General features: G+C 68.5%; 24 protein-coding genes. 15 read left to right on the plus strand and 9 right to left on the minus strand.

Annotated features, from left to right (window positions below):
• The 3 genes from VFZ09_RS41780 to VFZ09_RS41790 all read left to right on the plus strand — a co-directional run.
• Positions 1-1,519, plus strand: a 1,519-nt coding sequence (locus VFZ09_RS41780; RefSeq protein WP_329733389.1) for a hypothetical protein, incomplete at its 5' end; no start/stop codon positions are given.
• A complete protein-coding gene (locus VFZ09_RS41785; RefSeq protein ID WP_329733390.1) occupies positions 1,516-2,304 on the plus strand; it encodes a hypothetical protein in 789 nt (262 codons plus the stop codon). The genes VFZ09_RS41780 and VFZ09_RS41785, both read left to right, overlap by 4 nt.
• 146 nt (positions 2,305-2,450) lie before the next feature.
• The gene (locus VFZ09_RS41790) at positions 2,451-3,182 is read left to right on the plus strand and encodes an AAA family ATPase (protein ID WP_329733391.1); all 732 of its coding nucleotides are present in this window, start codon (positions 2,451-2,453) and stop codon (positions 3,180-3,182) included.
• Positions 3,183-3,261: 79 nt separating this feature from the next.
• On the opposite strand, the gene VFZ09_RS41795 is transcribed toward VFZ09_RS41790, so the two are convergent.
• The 4 genes from VFZ09_RS41795 to VFZ09_RS41810 are packed head-to-tail and all read right to left on the minus strand — an operon-like array spanning position 3,262 to position 7,008.
• Positions 3,262-4,785: a hypothetical protein gene (locus tag VFZ09_RS41795; RefSeq protein ID WP_329733392.1), complete on the minus strand. Its 1,524-nt coding sequence runs from the start codon at positions 4,783-4,785 to the stop codon at positions 3,262-3,264.
• A 49-nt stretch (positions 4,786-4,834) separates the two neighbouring features.
• Complete coding sequence (locus VFZ09_RS41800; protein WP_329733393.1) at positions 4,835-5,338, minus strand: hypothetical protein; 504 nt, start codon at positions 5,336-5,338, stop codon at positions 4,835-4,837.
• Positions 5,339-5,353: 15 nt separating this feature from the next.
• Complete coding sequence (hemF, locus tag VFZ09_RS41805; protein ID WP_329733394.1) at positions 5,354-6,256, minus strand: oxygen-dependent coproporphyrinogen oxidase; 903 nt, start codon at positions 6,254-6,256, stop codon at positions 5,354-5,356.
• Positions 6,253-7,008: a hypothetical protein gene (locus VFZ09_RS41810; protein WP_329733395.1), complete on the minus strand. Its 756-nt coding sequence runs from the start codon at positions 7,006-7,008 to the stop codon at positions 6,253-6,255. The genes hemF and VFZ09_RS41810 overlap by 4 nt, the downstream gene beginning before the upstream one ends.
• A gap of 234 nt (positions 7,009-7,242) precedes the next feature.
• Between VFZ09_RS41810 and VFZ09_RS41815 the strand changes: the two genes are divergently transcribed.
• The gene (locus VFZ09_RS41815) at positions 7,243-8,199 is read left to right on the plus strand and encodes an endonuclease/exonuclease/phosphatase family protein (protein ID WP_329733396.1); all 957 of its coding nucleotides are present in this window, start codon (positions 7,243-7,245) and stop codon (positions 8,197-8,199) included.
• 55 nt (positions 8,200-8,254) lie between these two features.
• Here VFZ09_RS41815 and VFZ09_RS41820 read toward each other — a convergent pair whose 3' ends face one another.
• The gene (locus VFZ09_RS41820) at positions 8,255-8,548 is read right to left on the minus strand and encodes a DUF3467 domain-containing protein (protein ID WP_329733397.1); all 294 of its coding nucleotides are present in this window, start codon (positions 8,546-8,548) and stop codon (positions 8,255-8,257) included.
• A gap of 64 nt (positions 8,549-8,612) precedes the next feature.
• Here VFZ09_RS41820 and VFZ09_RS41825 point away from each other — a divergent pair, with 64 nt between their 5' ends.
• From VFZ09_RS41825 to VFZ09_RS41845, 5 genes are all read left to right on the plus strand, one after another.
• Positions 8,613-9,413 carry an alpha/beta hydrolase gene (locus VFZ09_RS41825; protein ID WP_329733452.1) on the plus strand — a complete coding sequence of 267 codons (801 nt, stop codon included), beginning with the start codon at positions 8,613-8,615 and terminating at the stop codon, positions 9,411-9,413.
• 135 nt (positions 9,414-9,548) lie between these two features.
• Positions 9,549-11,177: a hypothetical protein gene (locus VFZ09_RS41830; protein ID WP_329733398.1), complete on the plus strand. Its 1,629-nt coding sequence runs from the start codon at positions 9,549-9,551 to the stop codon at positions 11,175-11,177.
• Positions 11,178-11,180: 3 nt separating this feature from the next.
• The gene (locus VFZ09_RS41835) at positions 11,181-11,588 is read left to right on the plus strand and encodes a hypothetical protein (protein ID WP_329733399.1); all 408 of its coding nucleotides are present in this window, start codon (positions 11,181-11,183) and stop codon (positions 11,586-11,588) included.
• Positions 11,589-11,593: 5 nt separating this feature from the next.
• On the plus strand, positions 11,594-11,806 hold the full coding sequence (locus VFZ09_RS41840; RefSeq protein ID WP_329733400.1) for a hypothetical protein: 213 nt from the start codon (positions 11,594-11,596) through the stop codon (positions 11,804-11,806).
• Positions 11,807-11,959: 153 nt separating this feature from the next.
• On the plus strand, positions 11,960-12,178 hold the full coding sequence (locus VFZ09_RS41845) for a hypothetical protein (RefSeq protein ID WP_329733401.1): 219 nt from the start codon (positions 11,960-11,962) through the stop codon (positions 12,176-12,178).
• A gap of 39 nt (positions 12,179-12,217) precedes the next feature.
• On the opposite strand, the gene VFZ09_RS41850 is transcribed toward VFZ09_RS41845, so the two are convergent.
• From VFZ09_RS41850 to VFZ09_RS41860, 3 genes are all read right to left on the minus strand, one after another.
• Positions 12,218-13,561, minus strand: a complete 1,344-nt coding sequence (locus VFZ09_RS41850) for an MEDS domain-containing protein (RefSeq protein ID WP_329733402.1) — start codon at positions 13,559-13,561, stop codon at positions 12,218-12,220.
• A gap of 355 nt (positions 13,562-13,916) precedes the next feature.
• Positions 13,917-15,374, minus strand: coding sequence for an SH3 domain-containing protein (locus VFZ09_RS41855; protein WP_329733403.1), 1,458 nt, complete (start codon positions 15,372-15,374; stop codon positions 13,917-13,919).
• A gap of 176 nt (positions 15,375-15,550) precedes the next feature.
• Entirely contained in the window at positions 15,551-15,829 is a 279-nt protein-coding gene (locus VFZ09_RS41860; RefSeq protein ID WP_329733404.1) for a type II toxin-antitoxin system Phd/YefM family antitoxin, read from the minus strand.
• Between the two features lie 141 nt (positions 15,830-15,970).
• Between VFZ09_RS41860 and VFZ09_RS41865 the strand changes: the two genes are divergently transcribed.
• Genes VFZ09_RS41865 through VFZ09_RS41885 form a run of 5 tightly spaced genes read left to right on the plus strand, consistent with a single transcriptional unit; the run spans position 15,971 to position 21,350 of the window.
• Complete coding sequence (locus VFZ09_RS41865) at positions 15,971-16,669, plus strand: ABC transporter ATP-binding protein (RefSeq protein ID WP_329733405.1); 699 nt, start codon at positions 15,971-15,973, stop codon at positions 16,667-16,669.
• Positions 16,666-19,218: an ABC transporter permease gene (locus tag VFZ09_RS41870; RefSeq protein ID WP_329733406.1), complete on the plus strand. Its 2,553-nt coding sequence runs from the start codon at positions 16,666-16,668 to the stop codon at positions 19,216-19,218. Before VFZ09_RS41865 ends, VFZ09_RS41870 begins: the two co-directional genes overlap by 4 nt.
• A 4-nt stretch (positions 19,219-19,222) precedes the next feature.
• Positions 19,223-20,404 (plus strand): lipocalin-like domain-containing protein, encoded by a 1,182-nt coding sequence (locus VFZ09_RS41875; RefSeq protein ID WP_329733407.1) that lies wholly within the window; start codon positions 19,223-19,225, stop codon positions 20,402-20,404.
• Between the two features lie 44 nt (positions 20,405-20,448).
• Positions 20,449-20,904, plus strand: a complete 456-nt coding sequence (locus tag VFZ09_RS41880) for a hypothetical protein (RefSeq protein ID WP_329733408.1) — start codon at positions 20,449-20,451, stop codon at positions 20,902-20,904.
• A gap of 29 nt (positions 20,905-20,933) precedes the next feature.
• On the plus strand, positions 20,934-21,350 hold the full coding sequence (locus VFZ09_RS41885) for a hypothetical protein (protein WP_329733409.1): 417 nt from the start codon (positions 20,934-20,936) through the stop codon (positions 21,348-21,350).
• On the opposite strand, the gene VFZ09_RS41890 is transcribed toward VFZ09_RS41885, so the two are convergent.
• A complete protein-coding gene (locus tag VFZ09_RS41890) occupies positions 21,347-21,685 on the minus strand; it encodes a hypothetical protein (protein ID WP_329733410.1) in 339 nt (112 codons plus the stop codon). The two genes, VFZ09_RS41885 and VFZ09_RS41890, sit on opposite strands and share 4 nt — an antisense overlap.
• A gap of 245 nt (positions 21,686-21,930) precedes the next feature.
• Between VFZ09_RS41890 and VFZ09_RS41895 the strand changes: the two genes are divergently transcribed.
• Positions 21,931-23,712 (plus strand): serine/threonine-protein kinase, encoded by a 1,782-nt coding sequence (locus tag VFZ09_RS41895; protein WP_329733453.1) that lies wholly within the window; start codon positions 21,931-21,933, stop codon positions 23,710-23,712.
• Positions 23,713-23,718 lie beyond the last annotated feature (6 nt).

A 23,718-nucleotide genomic window follows, 5' to 3' on the forward strand; every position in this document is an offset into this window, starting at 1 on the left:
GTACTACCACGCGGTGTCTGCCTGGACGAAGGCACCGCTGCTGACAGGTGTGCCGGCCGCCGCCGCGGAAGCTGGCCCCCTCGCCGCGGCGCGGAGGACGGCGGTACGTCAGTTCGTCGGACGCATGGCCCTGGTGACCACACTGGCGGTGGTGGACACCTGGCGCGCGGAGCTGTCGCGGACGGCGGAGGGACGGTCCTTCCTCGCGGTGCATGACCTGGCGCTGCTCGCACTGGCCGCGCGGGACATTTCCAGGCTCATCGACTCGGGCATATGGCGCGAGCTGGCGTACCGGGGTGGGCTGGTGCTGAGTCCGTCTGGCGCCCGGGCCTCCGCGGGACTGCGCGAGTCCGTGGAGTCCATACAGGCCCTGGCCAGGACGTTGGAGCGGACGCTCGCCGAGGGCAAGGCCGTTGCGACACCGGACGGACTGCGGCTTTCCCTTCCTGGCGGCGCCGAGTCCTTCAAGCAGGCCTTCTTCGCCATGCGGGGGGAAATGGCCGCCGCACGGGCCCTCGGCGGCATTCGCGGCGCGGGGCTTGCTGCCCAGGAGGCCGAGAAGACGCTGGAAGCGTTGAAGCTGCTGGCGGCGGAGAGCCCGGAAATGGCGCTCGCCTACGGTGCGGTGGCGAGGCGTGCGGCGGCGCTGCCGGCCGACAAGGCCCAGGCCTATCTCACCGCCGTGGACAAGCTGCGTGCCTCCACGCGCGGTGCGGTGAAGCCGGCGCTCGCCGAGTTGCTGCGGCACTCAGGAGCACGGAGCCTGAAGGACCCGCTTGCCTTCCTGAAGGAGGCCGAGTGGCTCGTCAGTCATCCGGAACTGGAGGCCGAGGCAGTGGCTACACTCGCGAGGAAGGCCTGCAGGAATAAAGTGGACCTGAGTTGGCTGCGCTCCACATCGCTGACCCTGGAGGATCTCAACGCCATGGGCAGGAACAAGATGACGCCTTGGAAAGACTTCCAGCGGGCGGCGGCGGAACTGGGGAACTTGAAGCTGCAGCGGTCGGTGCGCGAGCAACTCCGAGGCCTCGCGACGGAGATGCTGACAGAGGACAACGCGCGTAAGCTCTTCCCCGGCTTCCAGTTGACTGGGCGGCAGGTGAAAATGGAAGGAGGGCACATCATCGACGACGTGCTGACGGCCATGAGGGGGCCCAAGCTTCAACATGGGGTGGAAGTCAAGGGTTGGAACGAAAACCGGTGGCGCAACGCGCTCGACACCTGGCTGGCCAGACAACGCGGTACCAAGCTCAGCGAGCAGCAGGAGGCGCTAATAAAGCAACTCCAGCGCCTGCTCGATCAACTCGCGGATGCGGCGAAGGCACCTCGAGGAAAACCGTTTCTCGTCAGCACAGACAAGCTGAGTGGGCCGACCAGGGAGAAGCTGCTCAAGTTCCTAGACAGGAACGCACCAGACGTGGTGCTCATACACATGGAGGAGGCGAAGATCTTGGACAAAACGAAACAGTTGCGCGCGGCACTGAATCTACCGGAGAACTTGTCCGGAGGTGCGCCATGAGCCGGCGGCCTCTCTGGGCGGTTCTGGCTCCAGGCGAACCCGCATGGCTGGAGCGCCGCGCCCGGGCCATCGCGATGACGGAAGAGGACGAAGAGGACGGCAAGGAGCAGCCCTTCGAGCTCATCCCGGGCAGTGGCCGTTACCATGCCATCGTAGGGACGGACCCCATCGACATTGGTGCCGAGACGCAAATCGCCGAGGCCCTGTCGCTCGAATGTGATGAGCCCGTGTACTCGATCAATGTTGCCAACGACCCGTGGCTAGTCATGTCGTGGCGAAACGGTGCACTCGATGTTCTGGAGGATGCGGATCCAGACAGCTTGGCGGAGTCTCTCGGATGTCCGCTGCCAGGCAACGAGAGTTCTTCGGACTCGCCCGCGAGGAAGCCGCTGCGGACCGTCGCGTTGATAGAAGGAGTCCGAGCAGAGGAGGCGCACCGCGTGCTGGAGGAAGCTGCTGGCGAGCCACTCGCCTCACGGCACTATCGCTTGGAGGACACGCCACGAGGGCTCCGGATCTCCAGCGGCACAGGCGACATAGGCATCGCTGACATGACTGTGTCAGAACGGTTTCCGCATGTAACTGTGTATGGGGTAACTGCCTCGCCACGCCTTGACAGGTTCTTCGTCACCGTGATGCGAGCCGGAGAGAGCATTGAACGGTTCACGCAACCTCTCCGTCCGGATCCGTGCGTGCCAACTGCTGGCGACATCAAGGGCGAGCGCGCGCCCGAGCGAATTCTGGCGGCGCTGGGCATTCCAGCGGGGTGGTTCCGGAATGAGTGACGGGTGCCGGCGTAGCCAGACCTCTTTCCTTCCACAACGGCGTCGAACCTCGCGCACCATGGCCGGCGCATGGCGGGCGAGTTCTTCCGGATGCTCACCTTCTGAAATCGGCGGCCAGGGTTCACATCCCGCCTCCAGGAACACGCATGACACTGAGTCGATCGCCGGATGCGCCTCCCTTTCTTCTCGGCGCCTACATCGTCGAGGAGCGCGTCCAGGACTGGAGCCAGTTTCCCTTCCATCTGCCGTATGTGAAGGAGCTCGACCTGACGCTCGAAGGACCCGTCACCCTGTTCGTCGGGGAGAACGGCTCCGGCAAGTCCACCCTGCTGAGCGCGCTCGCGGAGCTGGCGGGTCTGCCCGGAGGGGGTGGAAGCAGGAACGAGCTGCCCGATTCCGAGCGCCGTGCGTCGCTGCTCGCCGCCGCCCTTCGCCCCAAGTTCAGGGTCCGGCCCCGGGATGGTTTCTTCTTCCGCGCGGAGAGTCTCCTGGACTTCGCCCGCATCCTGGACAAGCGCAAGGAGGATCCGGACTTCATGGGCGACCCCTATGCGCGGTACGGAGGAAAGTCCCTTCGGGAGCGCTCACATGGCGAGGGCGTCTCCGCCGTGTTCGGCGCGAAGCGGCAGGGCGGGCTCTTCTTCTTCGATGAGCCCGAGTCGGCCCTCTCCCCCATGCGTCAGTTGGAGCTCGTGAAGGCGATCGAGGAGTCCGCTCGGGCCGGCAACTGGCAATTCGTCATCGCTACCCACTCCCCCATCATCATGTCCATTCCCCGAGCGCGCCTGCTCGACTTCGACCGCCCGGGTCTCCCGCCGATCCAGCCACAGGAGACGAAGCACTGGGCCGCCTTCAAGCGCGTCCTCTGCGGGGAGTAAGGAGCCTGGAACATGCGCGCCTACGCCTATCTCGCCATCGCCATCCTGGCCGAGGTCCAAGAGCTCCGCCCACTGAGCGTCACAGGCTCGCCAGCATCGCCACCAACAGCGCCGCGCCCACCAGGCCGATGATCGCCCCGAAGGCCAGCTGGCTCCACTGCTCCCGCTTCAACGCCGTGTCCTCCGGCGAGTCCCGGAAGCCGTGCAGCGCGTTCCAGAGCATGTGCGGCCCCAGCCGCTTGTTCGTGCCATGGCGGTCACGGCGCGCGAGCTCGTCCTCCGGATTCGGCGACCCCTCCAGGTCCGTCCGGCCCTTCAGGCCCGGCACCGGAGGCTGCACCACCCCCTGCGGAGCGGTGTTCGTCTGGAGCGCCAACGGTGCGAGCTGCTCCTTCTGATCGAATCCCGCCTGCTCCTGCTTCGGCTGCTGCACCGGACGCTCGGCCGCGGACTCGAACGCGTGGGCCTTCTGCTCCGGGGTGGCGGGGTGCTCCACCGCCGGATGCTCCAGGGGCGCCGTGTGCTGCTCCACGGGGATGGAGACCTCCGAGGGGAGCGTCTCCGGGCGGGGCTCGATGCGGACGTCGGCGAGCTTCCGCTTCAGCTCCTCCGGGGTCTGGGCCTTCAGCAGCTCGAGGGCCACCTCCACGCCGTCGCGGCCCGTGTTCACGTCGTACAGGCCGGAGAAGCCGTGCTCGGTGAGCACCTCGCGGAAGCGCTCACGCCCCGCCTGACTCTGGCCCGCCGGATCCCTCGCGTTCGCCTCGGCATAGGCGAGGAAGAAGGCCCAGAGGCGCGCGGCCCGCTCGCCGGGCGGCAGCCGCGAGGGCCGCAGCTCCGCGCCCAGGAAGCGCAGCTCCTCGCTGAAATGGTGCGCGAGCGACTCCTGCCCGATGGACTCGGAGAACGCCGGCAGCAGGTCCTCCAGCGGCTTCACGTCCCCGGTGGTCTCCGCACCTTCGGGCGTGGACACGGGCACCGGGATGGCTTCGGCCCCCTGGCGCGGAATCTCGACGGGGCGCCGCTCGGGGAGCCGGGGCCGCTCGCTCGTCCTGCGCGAGGCGGGATTCTCGAAACGGTTCCCGGGTTCGGCCCCCTCCTGGGTCCGCGTGCGCAGCCGGGGCCTCTCTCCAGTACCGAGCTGGGGCCGCTCACCCGTCCCGAGCCGGGGCCGCTCGCCGGTGGAACGGGGACGCTCCTGGCCTTCGGGGCCCTCGAAACGGCCCGCGGACCTGTCGTCGCGAACCCTGTTGGAGCGCGCCTCGCCCCGGTTCTCCAGGCCGTCCTCGGTGAAGTTCCAGATGCCCGTCGGCTTCGGCTCCTTCGCCTCGCTCGGGCGGGGAACCTCCACCTGCGTGGGCGCGCGGCCGATGCGCGTCCGCTCCTCGGGCATGCCACCCGCCCCGGGAGCCCCTGCCTCCGCCGGAAAGCGGCCGATGCGCGTCCGCTCCTCACGAGCCCCCCTGGCACCCGGGCCCCGGTCTCCATGACCCGGAACGCCGCCATCGGCGGAACGGCCCGGCCCTCCGCCCTCGGAGGAACGGCCCGGGGACGGACCGACGAAGGGTCCGGCACCGCCCTTGATGTTTCCGGTGTGGCTCACCCCTGGATTGTCGTCCGGGCAGCGGACAAGTTGCCAGGGGCCTCCCGGACTACTCTGTTTCCCGCTCCACCTTCACCGCGGACGTCATTCCGTTGGCGTCCAGGGTCACGCTGAAGACGGACACCTGGCCGTCCCCATCCAGGTCCCCCCGCGCGTAGCAGGTGACCTCCGCCTCGCCCAGCGGCGTCTCCTGCACCACCACCTGGTACTGGTAGTGAACGCGCTCGCCGGGGCTGAAGCCGATCTTCTTCAGGTTCTCGTCCGGCTCGAAGCGCACGGCCCTCCCGCCTCGCGGCACCTCGCGCGGCACCGGCCCCCCCGTCAGGAAGACGCCGTGCTCGTCCCGGTAGGACTGCACGTCGCCACAGAGGCGCAGCACGTTGACGCGCGCCTCGTTGGCGAGGGACGGCTCCCCCACACCCCCTCCACCGCGAAGGAGGCGGAAGACGAACAAGGCATTGACGAAGCCCGACACGACGGCCAACACCAGCACCACCTTCACCAGCCACCTCCGACGGCCCCGGCGCGGCGCTTCAGGAACGGAGCTCTCCACGATGCACCCTCCTGCCTACCGGGAACCGGCCCAGTCGCGCGGGTTGCGGAGCACCTCCACCAGCCGCGCCTCCTCGGTGCCGGGCGCCGGGTGGTAGTCGTAGCGCCAGCGCACCTGCGGCGGCAGCGACATGAGGATGGACTCGGTGCGCCCCTTCGTCTCCAGGCCGAAGGTCGTGCCCCGGTCCCACACCAGGTTGAACTCCACGTAGCGCCCGCGCCGCACCTCCTGCCAGAAGCGCTGCGCCTCCGTGTACGGCAGGTCCTTGCGCCGCTCGGCGATGGGCAGGTACGCGGGGAGGAAGGCCCGGCCGGCGTCGCGCACCAGCTCGAACTCGCGCTCCAGGTCGCCGCCGAGGTTCTCGAAGAAGATGCCGCCCACGCCGCGCGCCTCCTCGCGGTGGCGCAGGTGGAAGTACTTGTCGCACGTCTCCTTGAAGCGCGGGTAGTACGCCGGATCGTTCCGGTCGCACGCCTCCTTGTGCACCCGGTGGAAGTGCACCGCGTCCTCGTCATAGAGGTAGTACGGCGTCAGGTCCGCCCCGCCTCCAAACCACGCCTTCCCGCCCTGGTGGATGAAGCGGTAGTTGGCGTGCACGGTGGGCACATGCGGGTTGCGCGGGTGGAGCACCAGGGAGATACCCCCGGCCCAGAAGGTGCGGCCCTCGCCCTGCAGCTTCCTGGCGAAGGCCTCCTCCAGCTCGCCGAACACCACCGAGGTGCTCACCCCGCCCTTCTCCAGCACCGCCCCGTCCTCCAGCACGCGGCTGCGCCCACCGCCACCGCCCGGCCGCGTCCACGGGTCCTCCCGGAACCGCGCCTTCCCATCGAGCTGCTCCAGCGCGCCGCAGATGTCGTCCTGCAGCCCGTGGATGAACTCCACCATCCGCTCCTTCAGCTTCTCCACGTCCACCGTCATGGGTTCTCCTGGGTCGCCACCGGCGCCTCGAACTGCAGGTTGGGCACCGCGGGCGCGGTATTACCCGCCGCGTCGAAGACCTCCAACTTCGCGCGATAACTCCTTCCGTCCTCCAGCGCGAAGGCCCCGCTGCACGCCTGGTGCCCCACCAGCGCCACCCCGTCGTGCAGCGAGGTGAAGTAGTGCTGGGGCGCCATGTCCTGGCCCCGGCGCCAGAGCGTCACCACCACATAGGACGGACTGTCCTCGCGCAGGCTCATGCGCAGCTTGACGAAGCGCTCCGTGCCCTGGCGGGTGCGGCGGAAGAGGCCCTCGCTGACGGCGGGGCGCTCGACCCAGCGCGGGCGCGCCACGTCCTGGCCCCGGCCGCTGTGCCACTCGGGCAGCGTCGTCCCCGTCCCGTTGAGCACCTTCGCCCCGGGCAGCACGTCGTCCAGGCGCAGCGTGTAGACGAGGCCCGGCTTGAGCGAGCCCGAGGGCCTCAACACCACGGTGGAGCGCCCGAGGGTGCTCGTCCAACCGCGCTGGACGCGCACCTCCACCTCGTGGCCATGCGCCTGCAGCCGCAGGACACGGCCCGGGAGCTCGGCCACCTTCGCGCTGAAGGTGCCCAGCCCCTCCAGCAGGAAACGGGTGTTGGTGGGAACCACCGCGCCGGGCATGGGGAACACCTGCACGCCATCCGACGGACAGTCGGCATGTGCGGCCGGAGCGGACAGCATCAGGACGAGGAGCAGGACGACGGAGCGCACGAGACCCCCGAGTCTGCGCTGACCCGGCCCCGGAGGCCAGCATCCGGACGCGAACTCCGGGGGGCCCGTCCACCAGGACACCCGGGCCATGACGCGGCCCGCCGTGAGGAGGCCAACGCGGGGGGGCGGAAACGCGTGGCCAACCCAAACGTCACCGAGTCTTCGCTTGGCCGCGGGGTGGGCAGCCAGCCACCCTGCGCACCCCCCATTTCCCTCTACCCGGGAGAACGCCCCATGAATCGTCTGCGCCTGTCCCTGCTGCTCCTGAGCTCGCTCGCCGCCGCGTGCGGTGGCCCCCCCGAGGAGCTCGAGTCCGAGTCCGGGCTCGCCACGCGCGAGGATGCCGTCACCGTCCCCGCCCGGGGCACCGCCACCACGCTCGACTTCGGCAACTGGAACCTCGAGTGGTTCGGCTCCACCTCCAACGGCCCCACCAACGAGTCGCTGCAGCTGTCCAACGCGCGCGACGTCATCACCGGCGCCGACCTGGACATCTGGGGCCTGCAGGAGGTGGTGAGCGCCACCAGCTTCAACAGCCTCGTCTCCCAGCTGCCCGGCTACGCGGGCGTGCTCGCCAACGCCTCCACCGTGACGAGCGGCAGCACCTGGTACAGCTCCAGCGAGCAGAAGGTGGGCATCGTCTACAAGACGAGCGTCGCCTCGGTGGTGAGCGCCCGCATCATCCTCACCTCCAATGACTATGACTTCGCCGGCCGGCCGCCGCTCGAGGTGAAGCTGCGCGTGAGCCTCAACGGCCGCACCGAGGACATCGTCGTCATCGTCCTGCACGCCAAGGCCTTCAACGACTCGACGAGCTGGCAGCGCCGCGCCAACGCCTCGGCGGCCCTCAAGACCTACCTGGACAGCACGTACCCCACCACCAAGGTGATGGTGTTCGGCGACTGGAACGACGACGTGGACACCTCCATCACCTCGGGCAAGGCGTCCCCGTACAAGAACTTCGTGGACGACTCGCTCGACTACACCTTCCCCACCAAGGCGCTCTCGGACGCGCGCATCTCCACCACCGCCAGCTACCCGGACGCCATCGACCACCAGCTCGTCACCAACGAGCTCCAGGCGCTCTACGTCTCGGGCTCGGTGCAGGCCTACCGGGTGGACTCGTACATCTCCAACTACAGCAGCACCACGAGCGACCACTTCCCCGTGCTCTCGCGCTACACGTGGTGAGCGGCCGTTGACGCACCAGGACTCCCACCCGTGTCTCCACGGGTGGGAGCACCCTTCAGTGCCGGCCCTCCTCGGAGAGGACGATGGGGCCGAAGCGCTCCTCGTACCGGGCGACCCCGTCCTGGAGGACGCCCAGCAGCCGCTTGAGGTGCTTGGGGTTGAGGATGACGCGCGAGCGCACCTTGGCGCGCGGCGGGTGGGGCTGGTGGGGCTGGACGTAGATGAAGTCCAGGGTGAACTCCGTCTCCGTGTGATTGACGAGCGCCATGTTCACGTATTGGCCGTTGGCCACATCGTCATCGATTTGGAGCTGCAGGGAGAGATCGGGGGGCTTGGGAGTATCCGACATGGGAGGGGGGCATACCGCCAGAAGCGCACGGTGACTAGACTGAGTCATGGTGCGAGCACAGCGGATGGACCCGGAGAAGACGGCGCCGTTCGAGCTGGGGCGGGGAGAGGACGCCTGCCTCCTGCTGCACGGCTTCACGGGGAGCCCCTGGGACGTGCGCCCGCTGGGCGAGGCGCTGGCGGCACGAGGCCTGTACGTCCGGGCGCCCCTGTTGCCGGGCCATGGCACCACCCCCGAGGCCCTGCTGAGCGTGAGCCATCGCGACTGGGAGGGGGCCGCGGCCCAGGCGCTGCTGTCCCTGCGTGGCTACCGGCGCATCTTCGTCGCGGGTCTGTCCATGGGGGCGCTGCTGTCGCTGCGGCTCGCGGCGGACTACCCGGAGCAGGTGCACGGACTGGCGCTCGTCGCTCCGGCGCTGCGCTTCAAGGGTCCGCACCTGTGGCTGCTCAAGCGGCTGCGGCTCCACGGGCTGCTCGAGCGGGTGAAGCCGTGGGTCTTCAAGACGGGCACGGATGTCTCGGATCCAGAGGTGCTGGCCGAGGCGCCCATCCTCCCCGCGTTCCCCTCGGCGCGGCTGCGGGACCTGTGGGAGTTGCAGGACATCGCGATGAGTGTCCTGCCCCGGGTGCGCTGCCCCACGCTGGTGGCGGTGGCCGAGCAGGACCACGTGGTGGACCCCACGTGCGGCCCGGTGCTGGTGCGCGGCCTCACCGCCTCGCCCCAGGTGCGCTTCATCTCGCTGAGCACGGGTTTCCACATCATGCCCCGGGACAAGGGCGGGCCGCTGCTCGCCTCGGAGGTGGGGAGCTTCTTCGACAGGCTCCGGGAGACTACGCCCGCGCGCCCAGCGGCAGCGACACCGTGAAGGTGGAGCCCTCCGTCCGGCACGCGCTGAAGCGCAGTGCGGCCAACACGGGGGCGGGGAAGCAGGTTCTTCGCTGCTCGGCCATGCTCCGGGTGATACGTCCAGGGAGATGATGGCGGCGCTGGAGGAGTTCGCATGACGACTTCGTCGAAGAAAGGCACGAGCGCGAAGTCCGCGGAACGACCCGGGAAAGGCCCGCCCCTGCCCATTTCTGGCGAGCACTTCAAGCTCGTTCCCCATGGTGCGGCCCTGACCGTCGTCAAGGTCTCGGCCGGGGCGCACGAGGATTCCTCCGGCGATGTTCTCACCCGCTCCCAACTCGAGCAGTGGCTGTGGCACAACTCCATCCCGACTGTGCCGGGCCCGGCCCTCTCGGGCTACCTCTCCAGCCTGCACGCCCTGCCCGCCTTCGAGCGGAATGCTCCGGGCCCCTTCTCCCGGGACCCGGGCACCACCGCGCTCTCCCGGAGCGACTGGCGCGGCAACCTCGGCGAGCTCTCGGCCCGGTATGGGGGAATGCTTCCCCAGCAGGACCTCAATGCCGTGCGCCCCAACCATCCCATCTTCGATCTGCGTGACAGCCGGGGCCGTCTCAATTCGGTGAAGACGAGCGTGCGCGCGGCGGACAGCCGGGGAGACCCGTTCGAGACCTACCTGCGGGGGCTGCGGGATATTGTCGGCCTGCGTCCCAGCACCTGGGAGCGGGCGCGAGCGGCCCTCTATCCCCGGCTGCCGGCGGACGAGGGCCACGCCCTGATGCTGCGCAACGGGTACCTCTCGGTGAACGAGGAGCATGTCGAGCCGTTCCGGGCCGTGTTGCGCGACCCCAACACCTACCGCAAGCAGTCCTACCGGGAGGTGGCGGACAAGCTGTTGGAGGCGGAGCCGGTGCGCATCGGCGGGACGGTGTACCGCGCATACCAGAACCTGGAGAACACCCGCCGGAGCACCGGGACGCCACCCGAGGTGAGCCGACAAGCGGAGGCCGCGCTCGCATCCCTGCGGGAGAGGCTGGCCAGCCGCGTCGTGGGCAACGGCATGACCTCCCCTCATCTCGTCCAACTGGAGCGCTTCCGCCAGCAGGTGGCCACCGCCAATCCCCACATGACGCCCGCCCAGGTCAACCGCTGGGTCTTTCCCGAGCTCCTCCTGGTGGCGCGACATGGGGGTGGGGTGCGTGGAAACACCGTGGCTTCCAGTATCGCGGGGGGGCGCGGCGCGGCAGGGGGGGCGGTGGTATCCCTGATTTGTGAGGGCATCCACCTCCACTATGAGCCACAACCGGACAAGGAGCAGAGGTACAGCAGGGCCGCGGTTGCTGGGGGTACATCAGGTCTGGTGGGGGGAGCGACCCAGAATCTCGTCACGGCCAACGCGGGCAGCGGCTTGTCACGCAATCTGATTGCGCGGGGAGCGAACATCCGAGTGGCGGCGGGAACGGGCCGAGCCATGGGTGGATTCGCGGGAGGCGCTCTGGCCGCCCCGGTCTTCACGATGACCGCGCTCGCGCTCGACGATGAAGAGCACAGCGGTACGGACTACGCCGCGATGGGGACGCGAGCCTTTGTCGCTGGCGGTTTGAGCTCGGCCATCGCGGCGGGGGTTGTTGGCGCCCTCTGGGGCTCGGAGGTTCCCCTGTTGGGAAACGCCGTGGGCTTCATCATCGGCTTTGGCGGGTATTATCTGGTGGATGCGCTGACCGGCGAACAGGTGGAGCAGGGCGTGCGCCGCGGCCTGGACGGCCCAACGCCGAGAGGACGGTGACGTGTGAAAACCACCCGGAAGAACCCCCTCCCGCTGTGGTTGCTGGGTGTGCGCGTATGGGCCGGTGCTTTCCTCGCCCTCTCGGTTCTCGAGTACTACCAGAGCACCCACCAGCAAGGGCATTCAGGAAGAATCGAGTGGCGGGCTGTTGCTCTGCTGGCAGGCGCGGTAGCGGGATTGGTGGTGATGATCGTGGAGCGCATCCGGGCGGAGCCGACGCCCGAGGAGCGGGCGGTGTTCTGGGCCATCTTCCATTCGCCACCGGGAACCATCGGCGCGGTGGTGGTGACGCGCAATGGGAAGCCCGAGGTCATCGCGACCGTGCGCAGCACGGAGGAATACCTGAAGCTGGCGGGCTCGGGCCAACTGCCCCCGGACCATCGCGTCTTCCTGCCCGAGGACATCGTCTGAGGGCCGTGCGCTTCAAGGGTTGTAGAACCGGAGCCACCGTCCTGGCTCCACCCCCGAGGCTTGGCGCCCTCTGGGGCTCGGAGGTTCCCCTGCTGGGCAACGCCGTGGGCTTCATCATCGGCCTTGGCGGGTATTATCTGGTGGACGCGCTGACTGGCGAGCAGGTGGAGCAGGGCGTGCGCCGCGGCCTGGACGGCCCAACGCCGAGAGGACGGTGAGGCGTGAGGAAGATGGCCCACAAAAAACCCACCCCGCTGTGGCTGATTGGGCTGGGGGTATGGGCCATGTTCTTCGTGGCCTTTACGGGCTACTGGGTCTACGAGGGCCACCGCTGAGGGCTTGCCGGGGAAGTAGACTGGGCAGGCTGGGGCTTGATGGCGCTCGGCCCGGCGGGATTGGTGGTGATGCTCGTGCAGCGCGTCCGCGCGGAGCCGACGCCCGAGGAGCGGGCCGCGTTCTGGGCGCTCCTGGCGGCGGAACCGGGAACGATTGGCGCGATCGTGGTGAAGAAGAAGGGGAAACCCGAGGTCATCGCGACCGTGCGCAGCGTGGAGGAGTACTGGATGCTCAATCGAAGAACCTCATCCTGACAGGTCGAGCACCTGGCTTCTTCGACAGGCTCCGGGAGACTACGCCCGCGCCCCCAGCGGCAGCGACACCGTGAAGGTGGAGCCCGCTCCCAGCCGGCTCTCCACGGAGATGTCTCCTCCGTGCGCCTGGACGATCTCCCGCGTGATGTAGAGCCCCAGGCCCAGGCCACTGGCCTCACTGGCGCTGATGGCCCGCTCGAAACGTTCGAAGATGCGCGCGCGGTCCTCGTCGCGCAGCCCGACGCCCTGGTCCTTCACGGACAGGTACACCCGCCCCCCATCCGCCGCCAGGTCGACTCGCACCGGCCTGCCCGCGCCGTACTTGAGCGCATTGGTCAGCAGGTTGATGAGCACCTGCTCCAGCCGGCTCCGGTCCCAATACCCCATCACCCGCGACCCCGGAGCGACGTCGAGCCGCACGCCCATCTGCGTGAACTCTCCCGAGACGCGGTCCACCACGTCGTCGACGAGCTCGCGCAACTCCATGTGCTCCAGCTCGAGCGTCATCTTGTTCGCGTGGATGCGCGAGACATCGAGCAGATCGGACACCAGGCGTGATAACCGGCGCAGTTGCCGGTCCGTGCGATCGACGATGCTGCTCACCTTCTCGCGCGTGAGGGACGCTCCGTCTCCCCGGGCCAGGGTGCGCGTGAGGGACTGCACCTGGAGCTTGAGCGACGTCAGCGGCGTGTTGAGATCGTGGCTGGCCACCGAGAGGAACTCGTCCCGGGCCTGGACGGCCCGCTCCAGCTTGCGCTCGGCGCTGCGGAAGCGCTGGAGCTGTTGAATCATCCAGTCCACGCGCTGCTCGGTGGAGCCCTGGCCCAGCACCATGGCGGGCGTCTCGTAATAGAGGTTGGGGCACACTTGGTTGCCGAGGATGGCGACGGGATGGGTGCGCAGCACGTCGCGGATGATGTCCGCGGCGAAGCGCTTGCGGTTGTACTGGCAGATGGCCGTGACGCGGCTGCCCGGGAAGAACTCGCTCAGGAGGGACTCGTACTCGATGAGCCGGTCACACCCGCACTCCTGGCCGAGGGCCCACGTCATCTCGGCCGTCACGCGGAAGCCCGTGCGGCCTGCGGCGGCCGCCTCCCGCACGGGCACATCCAGGAAGGCGATCATCGCCTGCGGATTGAAGGCACCGGAGGCCAGATAGGCCTCGCGCTTGGTGGCGAAGACGAACTGGCCCGAGCGCACGTGCGCGTCGATGTCCACTCCGTAGGCGATGAAGGCCTGCCGGACCTCGTCGAGAGCACGGTCGTCGATGACGTACAGGCAGGCCTCATTCCGCGCCAGGCCCTCGGCCATGTACGGAATCACCGCATCCCACTGTTCCTCGGCGTTTTCGTAGACGAGGCACAGGTGGTCACCGTGGCCCATGCGCTGAAGCTCTCGCTGAATCTCCATAGGCTCTGGTGTCCCTTCGATCGCTCTGCTGAATGAGGAGCAGGTGTAAGTGTTTCGGGGACAAAGGAGACAAACCCTGGACGCGAGGCATTCCAGCCGACCGGGGGCAAGGCCGAGGCCTGGAGGGGACGCCTGTCCGCCTTCACACAATGAAGCGCATGCCCGTGTAGCAGGAATAAAGGGTACGCAGAGAACGCCTACCCACTTGGCTAAAGGGCAAGCATCCTACCGCGACGAGGGCACCATTACTGGCAAGCGAGCAAGATGCTCGCCACTCCACGAGAGTTCATCTAGTTGCTCCTGATGACACTCCCCTTTGCATTTCCCCTCAATCTGGCAATCGGCGCAAATACTTCTTCAACACCCACCCCTCTACAATCTTGCTTGTGAGGTAATCGTAGTATTGGACCTTGATCCATTTGCGCTTTCGCTGAATCAATGTGACCGATTGATTCGGATAGATGGCCGTTATTTTTGGAGCTTTGACAGATGGAGAAACCGTCAACGCCGTACTACGTTCGACGATGTAGTACGTAGTCTCATCGGTATCCGCTTCCTTATCGACCTCAGCGCAGCGCTCCAATACTTCACGTACCTTTTGGAGTTCCTCCACTTGCTCCTTACCGGATTTGGAGATCTCCGCGCGCAAAGCCGCCATGTCCTGAGTGCTACCCTCAGCGGCCGACTTTGCGAGCTGCAACGATTCTTCACTTACACGGAGGCTCCGATCACCTACACGAAGGCCCAGCTCGTTGTAGCGGATGCCCCATAGCGTCAGCACAAGGGCGATGAGCGTCAGTATTCTATCCAGGGACCATCTTGCCTGAGGCGATTGCGCAGCCAGCCAACGCTCGCCGTACTTTGAAAACAATCCCTCAAGCAGCGTCTCCGTCAACTGCTTCACTTCATCCTGCGTGGCAGTCGGTAACTTCCGCGTAAACGCTTCGACATCTGCCACTGAATCGATCAACGCAGACTGAGCGCGTGCGTCATCAAGCACCGCTGGCTCATCCGCTACGGATTCGATCAGGCTAGTTGCTGCCACTGCAGCACGCGTCAATCCCTGGTCGAAATTACCTATCAGACCCGCAGCCGCAACTGTCGCTCCGAATTGACTCAAGCCAGAAACAGCACTTACTTCCGCCAAGCTCTTGCGCAGCGCGTCCATGGGCCGAGCGATGTCGGCAGTAACACGGGCAGTTCCTATCCCCCCTAGCCCTTTGTAAAATGCGCTCAATGCCTTGGTATTTTCGGAGAGCACGTTCGCAAAGCTGCCCATCCCTCCTAGGCTCTTATTGATCGACCGAGCGGTGTCGGCGGTGACATGAGTAGCGCCTATTCCACCGAGTCGCTTGTGCAGCGCGTCCATGGACCGGGTGATGTCACGGGTCACACTGACAGCGCCCATTCCCCCGAGTCGCTTGTGCAGCACATCCATGGACCGGGTGCTCTCAGAGAGCACTCTCGCAGCGCTCATCCCTCCCAGTCCCTTGTACAGCGCGTCCATGGACCGGGTGATGTCACGGGTCACACTGACAGCGCCCATTCCCCCCAGTCCCTTGTACAGCGCATCCATGGACCGGGTGCTCTCAGAGAGCACTCTCGCAGCGCTACTCATCCCTCCCAGTCCCTTGTACAGCGCGTCCATGGACCGGGTGATGTCACGGGTCACACTGGCAGCGCCCATTCCCCCCAGTCCCTTGTGCAGCGCGTCCATGGACCGGGTGATGTCACGGGTCACACTGGCAGCGCCTATTCCCCCCAGTCCCTTGTGCAGCGCGTCCATGGACCGGGTGCTCTCTGAGAGCACGCTCACAGCGCTGCTCATCCCCAAGTTTTTGGTAATGAATTGGGTTCGCTCCAGTACATCAAGGAGCCCGAAAATACCGTATGGATCACGCCGTCGCGTCACTCCCGCCTCCTTACATGAACTGAACGAACGTGCCCAAAAACTCCGCCGTCCTACTTCTCCCGGGCGAGCCGCCGCCGAGCGCGCGCGAACACTTCCGACTGAGGTGTCGTGCGTCCCGCCTGCACATCCGCCTCCCCCTGGGAGGTGAGCTGGAGGAGCAGCGAGGCATCGCGGAGGGCCTCGTAGGTGGCCACGTCGAGGACGACCGCCTGGGCCTCCCCGTTCCGCGTGATGACGACGGGCCTGCGCGAGCGCTTCACCTCCCGCGGCAGCTCCGCGGCACGGGTCTTCATGCAGGTCACCGGCTTGATGTCCTCGGTCAGCTTCATGCGCCCGCCTCCAGTTGCGGGAACAGTACCAACTCCCGCCTCGAACCGCACGGCATCCCCCAGGACGAGCGGGCTGACGAGGAAGCGTTTTCACACGGAACGTGCGTGGGCCTCGCGCATCCGTTAGGGGACCTTTCCCGCATGCCCCCCGCCCAGCCCGTTGTCGAGCTCCACGACGTCTCCAAGTCCTACGCCGAGGGCGATGCCGTCCGCGAGGTGCTCTCCCATGTGCGCCTCACCCTGCACGCGGGCGAGTTCATCGTGCTGCTCGGACGCAGTGGCTCGGGAAAATCCACGCTTCTCAATCTCATCAGCGGCATCGATCTCCCCTCGCGGGGCACGGTGCGCGTCGATGGCCGCGAGCTCGTCACCCTGAGCGAGCACGAGCGCACCCTGCTGCGCCGCGAGCGCATCGGCTTCATCTTCCAGGCCTTCAACCTGCTGCCCACCCTCACCGTGGAGGAGAACATCCTCCTGCCCCTGGAGCTCACCGGCCGCGACGGCCCCGCCTCGCGCAACCGCGTGCGCGAGCTGCTCGACACCGTGGGCCTCGGCAACCGGGCCGCGAGCTTCCCCGACCGGCTCTCCGGCGGTGAGCAGCAGCGGGTGGCCGTGGCCCGCGCGCTCGCCCATACCCCTCCCCTGCTCCTGGCCGACGAGCCCACCGGCAACCTCGACGAGCAGACGGGACGCAAGGTGTTGGACCTGCTCGAGGGCCTCACCCGCCGCGAGAACGCGTGCGCCCTCATCGTCACCCACGACCCGGGCCTCGTCGCGCGCGCGGACCGGGTGCTGTCGTTGGAGACGGGCCGACTCGTCGAGCGGGAGGCTCGCGCGTGAAACAGCGCCTCCTGGTCCGCGCCAGCCTGCGCCACCTGGGCAGCCACCCGTGGCTCACCGCCCTGTCCCTGCTGGGCATCGCACTGGGCGTGGCGGTGGTGGTGTCCATCGACCTCGCCAACGCGAGCGCCATGCGCGCCTTCGAGCGCTCCACGGACACCGTGGCGGGCCGCGCCACCCACCAGCTCGTCGGGGGGCCCTCGGGACTGCCCGAGTCCGTGTACCGCGCCCTGCGCCTCCAGCCCGGCGCCCCCGTGTCCGCCCCCGTGGTGGAGGGCTACGTGCGCGCGCGGAGCGGAGATCAGCGCACCCTCACCGTCCTCGGCATCGATCCCTTCGCCGAGGCGCCCTTCCGCTCCTTCGTCCCCCGAGGTGGAGGCCAGGTGGACCTGGGCGCCTTCCTCACCGAGCCCGGTGCCGCCCTCATGACCGAGCGCACGGCCCAGGCGCTGAACGTGAAGGCTGGAGACGCGCTCCTCGTGGCCGTGGAGGGCGTGGTGAAGCCGCTGCGTGTGGTGGCGCTGCTCCAGCCCGGAGACGAGAACCGTGCCCAGGCGATGGAGAGCCTCGTCCTCACCGACGTCTCCACCGCACAGGAGGTGCTCGGCCAGGTGGGGCGCCTCTCGCATATCGACCTGAAGCTGCCGGACGGCGAGGCCGGTGAGACCCACCTGGCGAGCCTGCGCCCCCTGCTGCCCGAGGGCGCCGAGGTGCTACGCCCCCGCGCCCGGGGCAACGCGGTGGAACAGATGACGCGGGCGTTCCGCACCAACCTCACCGCGCTGTCTCTGCTGGCGCTCGTGGTGGGCACGTTCCTCATCTACAACACGATGACCTTCTCGGTGGTGCAGCGGCGCGAGCAGCTCGGACGGTTGCGCGCGGTGGGCATTACCCGGCGCGAGCTCTTCGCCCTGGTGCTCGGCGAGGCGGCGGCGCTGGGCGCGGTGGGCACGGTGGCGGGGCTGCTGCTGGGAGTGGTGCTCGGGCGCGGGTTGATGGAGCTCGTCACCCGGACGCTCAATGACCTGTACCTCGTGGTGAGCGTGCGCAGCCTTTCTCTGGAGTCCTTCACGTTGGCGAAGGGCGTGGTGCTGGGCCTGGGCGCGACGCTGGCCGCCGCGATGCTGCCCGCGTGGGAGGCCGCGCGCTCGGCGCCCGCGGTGACGCTGCGCCGCTCCACCCTCGAGGACGTGTCGCGCCACCGGGCTCCCCGGCTCGCGCTGCTGGGACTCGTCATCCTCGTGCTGGGCGTGGGGCTGCTGTCCCTGCCCACGCCCGAGCTGCTGCCGGCCTACGCGGGCCTCTTCTCGCTGCTGCTCGGCGCGTCGCTGCTGGTGCCCTGGCTGACGGCGAAGCTGGCGGGACTGGCGGCGGGTCCGCTGGGACGCCCCTTCGGGCTGCTCGGGCGCATGGCGGCGCGCGGCGTGACATCGAACCTCAGCCGCACCGCCGTGGCGCTGGCGGCGCTGATGGTGGCGGTGGCCACCACGGTGGGCGTGGGCCTCATGGTGACGAGCTTCCGCGGCACGGTGGCGGACTGGCTGGAGTCCTCGCTGGAGGCGGACGTCTACGTGTCCCCGCCCGCGCTCGTCACCCGGCGGGGCGGCGCCACCTTCGCGCCGGGGCTCGCCGAGCAGGTGCGCGCCCTCCCCGGAGTGGCCAGCAGCAGCACCATCCGCACGGTGCAGGTGCGCGTGGACGGCGTGCCCACGGACGTGCGCGCGGTGGACTTCGGCACCACGCCGGTGCGGCCCTACCGCTTCAAGGAGGGAGACGCGGCGCGCGTGTGGAAGGAGCTGGAGGCACCGGACGCCGTCATCGTCTCCGAGCCCTTCGCCTTCCACCGCCGGCTGGGCGTGGGCGGCACGGTGGAGCTGGCCACGGACCAGGGCCCGCGCCGCTTCCGCGTGGTGGGCGTGTACTTCGACTACGGCTCGGACACGGGCACGTTGCTGATGCTGCGCGGCACGTACCTGCGCCACTTCGAGGACGCGCGCGTGAGTGGCGTGGCCCTCTACGCCGAGCCCGGTCAGGACGTGGACGCGCTCGTGGCCCGGGTGCGCGAGCGCTCCAGGGACGTGCAGGCGCTCGGCATCCAGTCCAACCGCGCGCTGCGCCAGATGTCCCTCGAGGTGTTCGACCGCACCTTCACCATCACCCACGTGCTGCGGCTGCTCGCGGTGGGTGTGGCCTTCATCGGCGTGTTGAGCGCGCTCATGGCGCTTCAGCTGGAGCGGGCGCGCGAGCTGGCGGTGCTGCGAGCCACCGGCCTCACCCCGCGCCAGCTCTGGGGCCTCGTGTCCCTCCAGACGGGGCTGCTGGGCCTGCTCGCGGGGCTCTTCTCGCTGCCGCTCGGCGTGGCGCTCGCGTACGTGCTCGTCCACGTCATCAACCAGCGCTCCTTCGGGTGGACGCTGCAACTGCTCGTCTCCGGCGACGTGCTCACCCAGGCGATGGTGCTGGCCCTCGCGGCGGCGGCGCTCGCGGGCCTGTACCCGTCCTGGAAGATGTCGCGCGCCAACCCCGCCCTGGCGCTGAGGGAGGAGTGAGGCCATGCGCGGACGCGGACTGCTCATCGGCGTGACGGGGGTGCTCGTGGGGCTCGCGGCCGGCGCGGCCTATGTCACGCGCGACACGTCGCCTCCCTTGGTGAATGCCCCGGCGATGAAGGTGTCGGAAGCGCTCGGCGGCGGGGCCAGCGCCGCGGAGGGCTACACGCGGGCGCTCGAGCCCCGGGAGTTCCACTTCCCCGAGGACCACGGCCCCCACCCCGGCTTCCACACCGAGTGGTGGTACTGGACGGGCAACCTCTCCACGGCGGACGGGCACGAGTTCGGCTACCAGTTCACCCTCTTCCGCAGCGCGCTGGCCCCCGGGGAGACGGAGCGCGCGTCCGCGTGGGGCACCCGGCGCATCTACATGGGGCACCTGGCGCTCTCGGACATCAGGGGTGGGCGCTTCCACGCCACCGAGCGTTTCAGCCGCGAGGCGATGGAGCTGGCGGGCGCGCGAACCGCACCCTTCCGCGTCTGGCTGGAGGACTGGAGCGCGGAGGCCCTCGGCGACGGCGCCCTGCCCCTGCGGCTCACCGCCCGGAGCGGGAACGTGTCGCTGTCACTGGAGCTGGAGGCCGGCAAGCCCCCGGTGCTCCAGGGCGACCGGGGCCTCAGCCAGAAGGGGCCTCAAAAGGGCAACGCCTCCTATTACTACTCGCTCACCCGCATGCCCACGCGCGGGCAGGTGACGGTGGACGGCCGCGCCCACGAGGTGACGGGCCAGAGCTGGATGGACCGCGAGTGGAGCACCAGCGCGCTCAGCGAGGGCCAGGTGGGCTGGGACTGGTTCGCGCTCCAGCTCTCGGACGGCGGCGAGCTCATGTACTACCAGCTGCGCCGCCACGACGGCACGGCGGACACGTACAGCGCGGGCACGCTCGTCCCCGCCCAGGGGGAGCCGGTGCACCTGTCGCGCGAGGACCTGCGGCTGGAGGTGGCGGAGACCTGGACGAGCCCCCACAGCGGCGTGGTGTACCCGGCCCGCTGGAAGCTCGCGGTGCCCTCGAGAGGTCTGACACTGGACATCACGCCCGCGCTCGCGGACCAGGAATTGCCGGTGAGTGTGCGCTACTGGGAAGGCGCGGTGCGCATGTCGGGCTCGCACGCGGGACAGCCGGTCCAGGGCCGTGGTTACGTCGAGCTGACGGGCTACGGCGACACGCCTCCACCAGGGCGCTGAAGAAGGGCCGGCGGCGTAGCCTCGCGTCCGACGGGGGTCGCACCATGCAGCAGCCGCGCGAGTGGAGCTTCGGGACACACCGGGCCTGGTTCGAGCCGCCCGACGTGCTGTGGATGAAGATTCGCGGAGACACCTCGCTCCAGGACGCCATCTCCATCCTCGAGCTCTACCGCGAGGTGGGCAGCCAGCAGCGCTTCTTCCTGGTGACGGACCTCTCGGAGGCCACCTCCGTGGCGCTCGAGGCGAGGGACCACGTCTCCTGGAACTTCCGCGCGGACTGGTTCCACGCCGCCATCTACGTCGGCGCGGGACTGATGCAGCGGGCGGTGGCCACCAGCATGAGCTTCTTCCATTCCCTGACAGGCCATCAGACGCGGCCGCAGCACTTCGTTCCGACAGAGAACGATGCACGCGCGCTCATCGCCGAGGAACGCTCCCTGATGGACAGAAGCAACGCTTCCGCGCGTGGCGCCGCTCGTCCTCTCCACCCTGACGGGTAGGATGCCGCGCAACCGCCATTGGGGGAGACATGACCATCCAGCGCGAATGGAAGTTCGGGACGCACACCGCCCATTTCGAGCAGCCGGACATCCTGTGGGTGAAGATTCAGGGAGAGACCACGCTGAAGGATGCCATCGCGTTGTCGGAGCTCTACGGAGAGCTGGGCAACAAGCATCCGTACTTCGTGGTGACGGACCTCACGGAGGCCACCTCCGTCGAGACGGAGGCCCGCGAGCACGTCTCCAAGAGCATCAACCCGGGCTGGTTCCTCGGCTCCGTCTACATCGGCGCGGGCTTCGTGCAGAAGGCGGTGGCCAAGAGCCTGGCCTTCGTGCACGCCATGACGGGCAAGCTCACCTTCGACATGCACTTCGTCGCCACGGAGCCGGAGGCCCGCGAGCTCATCGCCCGCGAGCGCGCCCAGCGCAGCACGCGCGTGGCCTAGAACACCGCCATCTGCCCGGCCGGCTCGTCACGCGCCTCCCGCGGGCGCGTGTTGTAGGCCAGGGCCTCCTCCAGGCGCGCGGGCTTCTCGGCGCGCGGAGACGTCATCAACCGGATGAAGGCCTCGTGGTCCAGCCGCAGGCGCGGGTTGGTGAGGCGCTCGTGGCCGATGGTGCTGAACGTGCGGCCCCCATCGTCGTGCGCGGGGAAGACGAGCGTGTCCCCGGTGAGCACCCGGTCCTCCATCACCAGCACCAGCGCGTCCGCGGTGTGCCCCGGACTGGCCCAGACGGTGAGGTGCACGTCGCCCACCGCCAGCACCTCACCCTCTCGCAACGGCCGCTGCACCGTTGCTCGCCGCGCGCCGCTTCATGGCCCGCCGGCAGCTTCCCGCCTGACGAAGACCCTCACCCTGGCCCTCTCCCGAAGGAAGAGGGCCGGGTGGGACTCAACGCGGCTCCTGTTCTCCCGTGCGAAAAGGTACCGATTGCTTGCCCGCGCCATCGTTTGCTACGACGCAATAGGGTGGGCGGGGGCACCACCGCCAATCCGAGACAAGGGGAGGAAGGCTCGTGGAGCAGATGGGGAAATACCAGCTGATCCGGAAGCTCGCCACCGGGGGGATGGCCGAAGTCTTCCTCGCCAAGGCCGCTGGCCCCATGGGGTTCGAGAAGGTCCTGGTGGTCAAGCGCATCCTCCCGCACCTCGCCGAGGATCCCGACTTCATCGAGATGTTCCTGGCGGAGGCGAAGCTGGCGGCTCAGCTCAACCACGCCAACATCGTGCAGATTTTCGACTTCGGCGAGCAGGACGGCGCGTACTTCCTCGCCATGGAGTATGTGGACGGACCGAACCTGCGGACCCTGGCCCGGCGCGCCTTCCAGGAGGGCTCGTCCATCCCCCATCCACTGAGCGCCCGCCTCGTCGCCCTGGCGTGCGAGGGGCTGGCCTTCGCCCATGAGCTGACGGATGCCCAGACCGGCGAGCCGCTGGGGCTCATCCACCGCGACATCAGCACGGACAACATCCTCGTGTCGCGCACCGGTGGGGTGAAGGTGGTGGACTTCGGCATCGCCAAGGCCGCCAATGCCAGCCCTCACACCCGCACCGGTACCCTCAAGGGCAAGGTGGCCTATATGTCCCCCGAGCACCTGATGGGCAAGCCGCCCCTGGATGCGCGGACCGACATCTACGCGCTCGGGGTGGTGCTCTATGAGCTGATAACGGGCCGCAAGCCCTTCGACGCCCAGAGCGACGTGCAGATGGTGCAGGCCATCATCCATGAGTCCCCCATCGACGTGAGGACGCTGCGCACCGACGTGCCCGCGGAGCTGGTGGCCATCCTCGACAAGGCCCTGGCCAAGGATCGTGAGGCCCGCTATCGCGGCTGCTGGGAGATGCAGGAGGACCTCGAGCGCTTCCTCTTCCGGTGCGGTGAGCCAGTCGGAGCCCCGCAGCTCGCGGAGCTGGTGAGGCAGCTCATCCCCGTGCTCCCGGGCGACGGGATGGAGGTCCCGCGCTCCAACCCCGCCCCCCAGCGCCTGGTCCCAGAGCCGCGCTCCCCGCCGTCGAGGCCACGGATTCCCCTGGCGCCCCCATCCCCCCAGGCGGAGACGGTCGTTGCCTCCCCCGTGGAGCCCGCCCCCGAGCCGTCACGGCGTGGAAGGAGGCTGGCCCCGGCCCTGCTCCTGTTGGCCGCGGGCCTGTTGCTGCTGGTGGGAGGCAGGTACGCGCTGGGGGAGATGAATCGCCCGGCGGAGCCGCCTCCGCCTCCGCCCCGCGCCCCGGTCCTCGCCCCCGTGCCCACCGCCAGGGCACCCGCGCCTCCTCCAGCAGAGCCGCCGGATGCCGGCCCACGGGAGGTCGCCGAGCTCCCGGAGCCGGCGACTCCGGTCACTCCCGATGAGACCGAGCGGGAGGCCGTTCCGGCCGAGGCTTCGGATGGCTCCACGCTCCGGGTACACTCCAACCTTCGCGCCTACGTCCGCATCAACGGCAAACTCGTGGGCAGGACGCCACTCGTCCACACCGTGGCGCCGGGCTGGCTGCGAGTCGAGGTGACCGGCGCCACCAGGGACGGCAGGTTCGACAAGTCGCAGGTCATCGAGCTGAAGACCGGAGAGAGCCGCCAGGTGTCGTTCGCCGTCCAGAAGGTGCAGGTGACGATCCGCGGCCGCCCGGATGACATGAAGGTCATCTCGATGGATGGCAAGAAGCTCGGGGGCAAGACGAGCGTGTCCACCTACGAGGGCAAGCACCGGCTGGAGTTGCTCCACACCCCCACGGGGAAATCCCATACCTCCGAGTGCGAGGTGCGGCCCGGGGACAAGTTGTGCAAGTTCTTCGTGCAGACGCTCCAGTAGGCCCTG

This window comes from Archangium sp. (assembly GCF_036277355.1).
GTDB lineage: Bacteria > Myxococcota > Myxococcia > Myxococcales > Myxococcaceae > Archangium.

What these genes read in the sequence shown, in the direction of transcription:
- VFZ09_RS41785 (WP_329733390.1), top strand. Translation starts at nt 1,516, where the DNA reads ATGAGCCGGCGGCCTCTCTGGGCGGTTCTGGCTCCAGGCGAACCCGCA.
- VFZ09_RS41790 (WP_329733391.1), top strand. Translation starts at nt 2,451, where the DNA reads ATGACACTGAGTCGATCGCCGGATGCGCCTCCCTTTCTTCTCGGCGCC.
- hemF (WP_329733394.1), bottom strand. Translation starts at nt 6,256, where the DNA reads ATGACGGTGGACGTGGAGAAGCTGAAGGAGCGGATGGTGGAGTTCATC.
- VFZ09_RS41815 (WP_329733396.1), top strand. Translation starts at nt 7,243, where the DNA reads ATGAATCGTCTGCGCCTGTCCCTGCTGCTCCTGAGCTCGCTCGCCGCC.
- VFZ09_RS41820 (WP_329733397.1), bottom strand. Translation starts at nt 8,548, where the DNA reads ATGTCGGATACTCCCAAGCCCCCCGATCTCTCCCTGCAGCTCCAAATC.
- VFZ09_RS41825 (WP_329733452.1), top strand. Translation starts at nt 8,613, where the DNA reads ATGGACCCGGAGAAGACGGCGCCGTTCGAGCTGGGGCGGGGAGAGGAC.
- VFZ09_RS41830 (WP_329733398.1), top strand. Translation starts at nt 9,549, where the DNA reads ATGACGACTTCGTCGAAGAAAGGCACGAGCGCGAAGTCCGCGGAACGA.
- VFZ09_RS41850 (WP_329733402.1), bottom strand. Translation starts at nt 13,561, where the DNA reads ATGGGCCACGGTGACCACCTGTGCCTCGTCTACGAAAACGCCGAGGAA.
- VFZ09_RS41855 (WP_329733403.1), bottom strand. Translation starts at nt 15,374, where the DNA reads ATGGACGCGCTGCACAAGGGACTGGGGGGAATAGGCGCTGCCAGTGTG.
- VFZ09_RS41860 (WP_329733404.1), bottom strand. Translation starts at nt 15,829, where the DNA reads ATGAAGCTGACCGAGGACATCAAGCCGGTGACCTGCATGAAGACCCGT.
- VFZ09_RS41865 (WP_329733405.1), top strand. Translation starts at nt 15,971, where the DNA reads ATGCCCCCCGCCCAGCCCGTTGTCGAGCTCCACGACGTCTCCAAGTCC.
- VFZ09_RS41875 (WP_329733407.1), top strand. Translation starts at nt 19,223, where the DNA reads ATGCGCGGACGCGGACTGCTCATCGGCGTGACGGGGGTGCTCGTGGGG.
- VFZ09_RS41880 (WP_329733408.1), top strand. Translation starts at nt 20,449, where the DNA reads ATGCAGCAGCCGCGCGAGTGGAGCTTCGGGACACACCGGGCCTGGTTC.
- VFZ09_RS41885 (WP_329733409.1), top strand. Translation starts at nt 20,934, where the DNA reads ATGACCATCCAGCGCGAATGGAAGTTCGGGACGCACACCGCCCATTTC.
- VFZ09_RS41895 (WP_329733453.1), top strand. Translation starts at nt 21,931, where the DNA reads ATGGGGAAATACCAGCTGATCCGGAAGCTCGCCACCGGGGGGATGGCC.